Raw genomic sequence first — 6,331 nt, 5'->3', positions numbered from 1 at the left:
ATCGCCGCCGCAGCCCTCGTCCTGCTCCAGCTCGAATACGACCGCACCGTCTAAACGATCACACACAGGCATGATCGCTTACCGGGAAAGGCTCATTGTGCCCTGCCGCCTGGTCTGATGACCGTCTCCCGCGTGTTCACGGTGGCCGCGGGGCAATTTGCTCCCGGTCATCTCGGTGAGCTGACCCGCATCGTGCCGTTCGAACTCGTCGATTCGGTTCTGGAGGAAAACCCGCACGGTGCAGCGTCGGTTACGGGCCCTGCCCTCACGAGTCGGGGTCTACTTCCTGCTGGCGATGTGTCTGTTCCCGGAGGTCGGCTACACGCTGGTCTGGCACAAGCTCACCGCAGGTCTGGCCGGCCTGACGGAGCTGAAGGTGGTCCGGCCGACCGCGACGGCCCTGCGTGACCTGCGCCGCCGCATCGATACCCGTCCGATGCGGCGCCTGTTCGAGGTGCTGTCCGGGCCGCTGGCCCAGCCAACGACGCCAGGCGTGCGATACGGGCGGTTTCGAACGGTCTCCTTCGACGGTTGCAGCTCCATCAAGATCCCCGACAATGTCCGCAACGTGGATCGGTTCGGACCGCAGAGCCGCGGCGGCTACCCGATGGTGGAGCTGATGACCCTCGTGGAGACCGGAACCCGGGCCCTGATCGGAGCGGTGTTCGGCCCCACCGGGATCGGCGAGACCGCCTACGCGCGTCGCCTGCTGCACCACTTGGGCCCGGACATGCTGGTCCTGTGGGACAAGGGCTTCGACGCCAACGCCTTCCCTGCCGCCGTGGCCGACACCGGCGCCCAGTTCTTGGGCCGCCTCCGCGCCAACCGCCGCACCCCCGTCCTGACCCGCCTCACGGACGGCTCCTACCTGTCCGCCATCGGCACCCTCCCGGTCCGCATCGTCGAAGCGAAGATCACCGTGACCTGCAAGGACGACACCTCGTTCACCGGCGCCTACCGGCTCGCCACCACCTTGACCTGCGCCCGCCGCTACCCGGCCCCGGCCCTGGTCACCCTCTACCACCAGCGGTGGGAGCACGAATCGGCTTACTACGCGCTGCGGCATACCCTCCTGCAGGGCCGGGTGTTCCACTCGGGCGACCCTGTCGGCGTCGAGCAGGAGATGTGGGCCCTGCTCGCGCTCTACCAGGCCCTGCGCGCGGTCATGGTCGAGGCCGCCGAGTCCCGGCCGGGCACCGACCCGGACCGCTGCGGCTTCACCATCGCCCTGCACACGGCCCGGGGCCTGGTCGTCCAGGCCGCCGGCATCACCAGCTGCGGGACGGCCGGCGTCATCGGCCAGCAGCTCCTGGCCGGACTTCTCCCACCGAGGCGGCCCCGTGTGAGCACCCGCAAGGTGAAGTCACCCATCTCCCGCTACCACGACCGCCAGGACGACGGCCGCCCGGACACCAGCCGCACCGTCACCGGCCTCGACATCGCCATCCTCGAGCCCGAGCCGAGCCTCCCCACCACCACACACGACGACCGTCACATCCCGCCGGACGACCGCCGCAGGCAGCGCGTTCTGGCCCTCCTCCGCACAGCCCCCGACCGCTGCTGGCACCCGCGGGACCTCGCCCGCCATCTCGGCGACGTCACCCTGGGCACTATGCGCCGCCAACTCGACCGATGGGCCCGCCAAGGACTCATACACAAAGCCGGACCCGCCACCTACACCAGCCAGGCCGCCCCATAAACCCCTTTCCACCAGCGTAAATACGTTAACTACCCGGCCTTGGATCAAGCACAGCCCACCAGAGCGTGGCCGGGCCGTCCATACCGGTCGAAGACCGAGGCAAGCACGCAGTGTTGTCAGCGTCCACTGCCAGCATGACCTCCCCATCCGGCGATGCACGTCCGTCCTGGCACACTCCTCGTGCATGCTGATCGGTGGCCATCCGCCGCAACAGCTCATTCGCAAGATCACTGAATTCGTTGGCCATACGGACTCTCAATGGCTTTCGGGCTGACAGCGAGAGTGCTGCTACGGCACCCGGTGTGACGCCACTTTTGTCGTTGATGAGCCTCGGCAAGCGGCGCCGTCAGGCCAGATGATTGTCGCGCGGCCACATGACCTGCGCCCTCCTCACGGCAAAAAAATCAGGAGGATGGCGGTGTAGGAACTGGTGGCGAGGGTAGTGGCGTAAGCCTCCCATCGACGCGTGCCCCGCGATGGCCCGCTTTCGGGATGCCGGGAACGCAGGGCGCTGAGAACCGTGGCAACGACCGTCAAGGCCAGACCGCTGAGAGTGATCGTGTTCGCCGCGGCGACATGTGCCGTCGGATGCAGCACCTTGGTGACTCGCAGGGCCGTGCCTGCCACGGCCGGGAGAATACCGATGGCCGAGACGCGGATCGCGGCCCTGTCTGCGTCGTGCTGCGAAGTGATCCACTCTGCGGATCTCCACCTCTCATAGCCGGACGTGTGCGCCGCCGGGTGAGTGGCCCAGCTGTCTCCCAGCGCAAGGGCGGTGAAGAACACTCCGAGGGCTCCGGCTATACCTGTGATCACCTGCAGGAGGAGGCGGGCAGGGGACAGCACGAGCGAGGCGAGCATTTCGAACGCTGCGACCACATCGACGAGTGCGATGACGACCGCAACAGCGGCGTACATCACCGCCGGCGTCAAGTTGGGCGTCAGGGCGCTTTCTCCACCGATGGCAGCCAGGGAGATGGCTCCGATAATGCTGCCGATGACGGTGACGACGAAAAGCCCTGTCGCAAACGCAGCGGCCTCACTGTGGCGCAGGGGGTCAGGGAGAGTTGTGAACACGACGACGACTGCGGCAACCGCCAGTGCGCCGAGGGTTCCGACAATGGGCGCGTAGCCGGCAGCTCCTTTGCGGGCATCGTAGTGACCCTCAGGAGACTCGTGAGGTATCTCTGGCGTCGAGTTGAGCGTTGACGCAGTGGTGGCTTGCCGCACCGTAGTTCTGCTCGCCGCGAAGGCGATCAAACCGGTCACGGTTACGGCGGCGAAGATCCCTTTTTGATATTTCACATGCCCCCCTTGGCAATTTCCCCAGAGGTTACTTGGCTGCAGGGAAGCCGTGAAGATAAATGGACATGCGACGCTCCGAGCTTGCCTGTGAACCTCGAGACCCTTCGGAGCTTTCATTCGCTGAGGTTGTCCTGACCGACCAGGGCCAGGCCGCGGCCGAACCTCTTCTCGACGACGGCCGAACCAGCGTTGAGCCGCCGCCGACACCTCTTACGGAGGCCAGCCGACAGACGATTTGCCTGAGGCGCTGTTGCCGCGCAGCACGACCAGCCTGGCTTCTTCGGTGCCCACCATCACGCTTCTCACGCTACCGACGGCCAGTGACACCACAGCTGCGCGGCCAGCCGACCGTTTCGGCAACGTGACGACGCCGACCTCTACGGTGCCCTCTGCTGCGGCGTCTGGACACCATCTGGTCGGCGCGACCGGAGTTCGATGCCATCGAGTTCAAAGGCACGGGCGCAGGGGCGTGCGGGTGCTCGCTGCTCAAGGAGCGGCGACATGGGCAAGGGCGAGATCCCGGTAGGGCACATCGACGATGGGTAGGTCGGCCACGTCGAGTCCCTTCTCGACGTGGCCGGCGCGCAGGGCAGCCTGCGTCGCGTTGGCGCTGATGACTTCCGTCTCCACGAAGGTGCCGACGCCGGCCACCGTGTCGATGCTGACGGTGACGTCCGGGTGCAGCGCGTGGCGGTAGGTCTCGCGGTGCTTTTCCACGCGGACCAGCAGTCGCATGCCGATGTTCTCCAGCAGTTGGTTGGCGAGTGCGGCCTGGCTCGCCGAGTCGAGGCGGACGTTCGTCTCCGACTTGGAGATCACGCTGTGCGCGCTGTGGGTGGCCACGGTGGACGGCGGCTTGTAAGTGATCTCTGCGAGGCCCGCACTTGAATGGTGAAAGCCATGTCCGAGGAGACCGAAAAGGTCGGAAACGTCAGCCAGTGCCGCTCCGAACAGATCGTCGCCGAACTGCGGCAAGTCGTCGAACAGCAGACCCCGGGGCCAGTTCACCATCGGCGACCGCGCCCTGGAGATCTTTACCGACCGCAGGAGCTCGTGAACCTGCTCTGAACTGCGACGATTCATAGACTACATGTCCGCGACAGCGAGTTGGAGGCGTTGTTGTCGCTCGTTCTGTGGTCGTCGTGCCGCAAGCGGAAGCGTGGTGCACGAGGCGTCGCGACGTGAGGATGCCTGCGGCCTCTGCCCCCGTAAATCAGTCGTCCAAGAGCGTGGGGCCGGACACGATTCGGCCATGACTAGCGATCTCTTGCTTGACCGGGCCCGGGAACTATGGAAAGAACTGGCGGCGAAGCCAGTGGAGTTCTGTGCCGCGCCGGACGGGGCGAACGTTGTGGTCTCTCCTGGCTCGCGGTTGTGTCCGCCGTTGTGGACAGGGATCGTGGTCCTCGGCGGAGCCAGCATCATCACCGTGCCGAGCGTGCAGGTCGCCCAGGTGATGGCGGACGCTTCAAGCAAGCTGTTCGGTGAGGAACTCGTCGACGCGGACCGCCGAGCAATGCTCAGGACTTGTGGATCGGTGTGGGGAGGGACGCGGAGGGCGTACCTTCCCGAATGATCCTTTGAAGGTCTCCGAGTAGGCCCGCGTAGCAGCGCGGGTCGGGAAGGCACGCCCGTGCTCAGCGTAGTCACCGATGACGGCTCCACACAGTCCGGCTCCCTGATCGACGAGATCGTCCGCGAAGGCGCACGCCGGATGCTGGCCGCCGCGCTGGAGGCGGAGGTCAACCAGTACATAGCGGAGTTGGCAGCCGAGACCGACGAGCATGGGAGGCGCCTGGTGGTCCGCAACGGCCGCCACCGGCCCCGGACCGTGGTCACCGCGGCCGGTCCTGTCGAGGTGATTGCTCCGCGGGTGAACGACCGTCGTGTCGACGAGGCGACCGGCGAGCGCAAGCGGTTCTCCTCGAAGATCCTGGCACCGTGGTGCCGCAAGTCGCCGAAGATCTCGGAGGTGCTGCCGCTGCTCTACCTGCACGGACTGTCATCCGGGGACTTCGTGCCCGCGCTGGAGCAGTTTCTCGGCGGCGCGGCCGGCCTGTCGGCGGCAACGGTGACCCGGCTGACGAAGCAGTGGCAGGACGACCACTCCGCCTTCCAGGACCGCGACCTGTCCGACCGCGACTTCGTCTACGTCTGGGCCGACGGTGTGCACCCGAAGGTGAGGCTTGGACAGGCACACTCGTGCGTCCTGGTCCTGCTCGGCATCCGCCTGGACGGCACCAAGGAGCTGATTGCCCTGGCCGAGGGGCTGCGGGAGTCCACCGAGTCCTGGGCCGACCTGCTGCGCGACTGCCGCCGACGCGGCATGCGCGACCCCGAACTCGTCGTCGGCGACGGCGCGATGGGCCTGTGGAAGGCCCTGGCCGAGGTCTTCCCCGCCGCGAGGCATCAGAGGTGCTGGGTTCACAAGGCCCGGAACGTCACGAACTGTCTTCCGAAGTCCGCGCAGCCGGGCGCGACGAAAGCAATGCAGGAGATCTACAACGCCGAGGACCGCGCCCACGCCGAGCAGGCGATCGAGGCGTTCACCCGCACCTACGGCACGAAATGGCCCAAGGCCGTCGCGAAGATCACCGAAGACCGGGACGAGTTGCTGGCGTTCTACGACTTTCCGGCCGAGCACTGGGTCCACCTGCGGACCACGAACCCCATCGAGTCGACGTTCTCCACAGTCAAGCTCCGCACCAAGGTCACCCGCGGGGCCGGCAGTCCCGCCGCGGCCCTCGCGATGGTGTTCAAGCTCATCGAGTCCGCCCAGGCCCGCTGGCGTGCGATCACCGGCGCCCACCTGGTGCCTCTGGTCCGTTCCGGTGCACGCTTCGAGAAAGGCGTCCTGGTCGAGCGCAGCAAGGTGGCGGCATGACCGAGCCCATCTATCCCGGCGGCCATATCGCCGCGGTGGAACTGCAGATCGACCAAGTCACCGCCATGACCCCGTCCGAGGCCACCGCCACCGTGCGCTGCATCCTCGGGCCGGTTCGCCTCGGCGCGCGCTTCAACCACATCCGCGACTCGGCTGAGGTCATCGATCTGGAGCTGACGCAGATCCATGCCTACTTCGGGCGTTCCGTCGACGAACTCGACCCTGTCCACACCGCGCTCGTGACTCTCCAGGGCGCAGGAGTCCAACTCCTGACGTCAGCCACCCCGGGCTCTGGGTGGCAGTCCATCCAAGGGGTCAACCCGCCGCCGTGATCAAGCCATCCACAGGTATTGATGCGATGAAGGGGCGAAGTCCCGCCCTCCGCGGGTGGTCTGGGTAGACGCCAGTCACCCACTTCGTGACGGCGAAGGAGCCCCAGGTGA

At 66.6% G+C, this 6,331-nt stretch carries 6 protein-coding genes; 4 read left to right on the top strand and 2 right to left on the bottom strand.

Translation table 11 applies throughout. The features are described 5' to 3' along the window. Positions 1 to 238: 238 nt before the first annotated feature. Positions 239 to 1,699: an IS4 family transposase gene (locus ACIBJF_RS51480; RefSeq protein ID WP_399184807.1), complete on the top strand. Its 1,461-nt coding sequence runs from the start codon at positions 239 to 241 to the stop codon at positions 1,697 to 1,699. Positions 1,700 to 2,089: 390 nt separating this feature from the next. Here ACIBJF_RS51480 and ACIBJF_RS51475 read toward each other — a convergent pair whose 3' ends face one another. Beyond that, positions 2,090 to 3,004, bottom strand: a complete 915-nt coding sequence (locus tag ACIBJF_RS51475; RefSeq protein WP_399184806.1) for a hypothetical protein — start codon at positions 3,002 to 3,004, stop codon at positions 2,090 to 2,092. Positions 3,005 to 3,490: 486 nt separating this feature from the next. Then, on the bottom strand, positions 3,491 to 4,087 hold the full coding sequence (locus tag ACIBJF_RS51470; RefSeq protein WP_399184805.1) for a CYTH domain-containing protein: 597 nt from the start codon (positions 4,085 to 4,087) through the stop codon (positions 3,491 to 3,493). A 169-nt stretch (positions 4,088 to 4,256) separates the two neighbouring features. Between ACIBJF_RS51470 and ACIBJF_RS51465 the strand changes: the two genes are divergently transcribed. From ACIBJF_RS51465 to ACIBJF_RS51455, 3 genes are read left to right on the top strand one after another with little or no spacing between them, the layout of a single operon-like run. Further along, complete coding sequence (locus ACIBJF_RS51465) at positions 4,257 to 4,580, top strand: hypothetical protein (protein WP_399184804.1); 324 nt, start codon at positions 4,257 to 4,259, stop codon at positions 4,578 to 4,580. Positions 4,581 to 4,637: 57 nt separating this feature from the next. Next, entirely contained in the window at positions 4,638 to 5,888 is a 1,251-nt protein-coding gene (locus ACIBJF_RS51460) for an IS256 family transposase (protein ID WP_399184803.1), read from the top strand. After that, on the top strand, positions 5,885 to 6,220 hold the full coding sequence (locus tag ACIBJF_RS51455; protein WP_399184802.1) for a hypothetical protein: 336 nt from the start codon (positions 5,885 to 5,887) through the stop codon (positions 6,218 to 6,220). Before ACIBJF_RS51460 ends, ACIBJF_RS51455 begins: the two co-directional genes overlap by 4 nt. Positions 6,221 to 6,331: the final 111 nt, after the last annotated feature.

It is taken from the genome of Streptomyces sp. NPDC050743 (genome assembly GCF_044456925.1).
In the GTDB taxonomy this organism is placed as follows: Bacteria; Actinomycetota; Actinomycetes; order Streptomycetales; family Streptomycetaceae; genus Streptomyces.
The sequence above is the reverse complement of the archived record's forward strand: the minus strand, read 5'-3'. Positions and strand labels throughout refer to the sequence as shown.

What these genes read in the sequence shown, in the direction of transcription:
- ACIBJF_RS51470 (WP_399184805.1), bottom strand. Translation starts at nt 4,087, where the DNA reads ATGAATCGTCGCAGTTCAGAGCAGGTTCACGAGCTCCTGCGGTCGGTA.
- ACIBJF_RS51455 (WP_399184802.1), top strand. Translation starts at nt 5,885, where the DNA reads ATGACCGAGCCCATCTATCCCGGCGGCCATATCGCCGCGGTGGAACTG.
- ACIBJF_RS51465 (WP_399184804.1), top strand. Translation starts at nt 4,257, where the DNA reads ATGACTAGCGATCTCTTGCTTGACCGGGCCCGGGAACTATGGAAAGAA.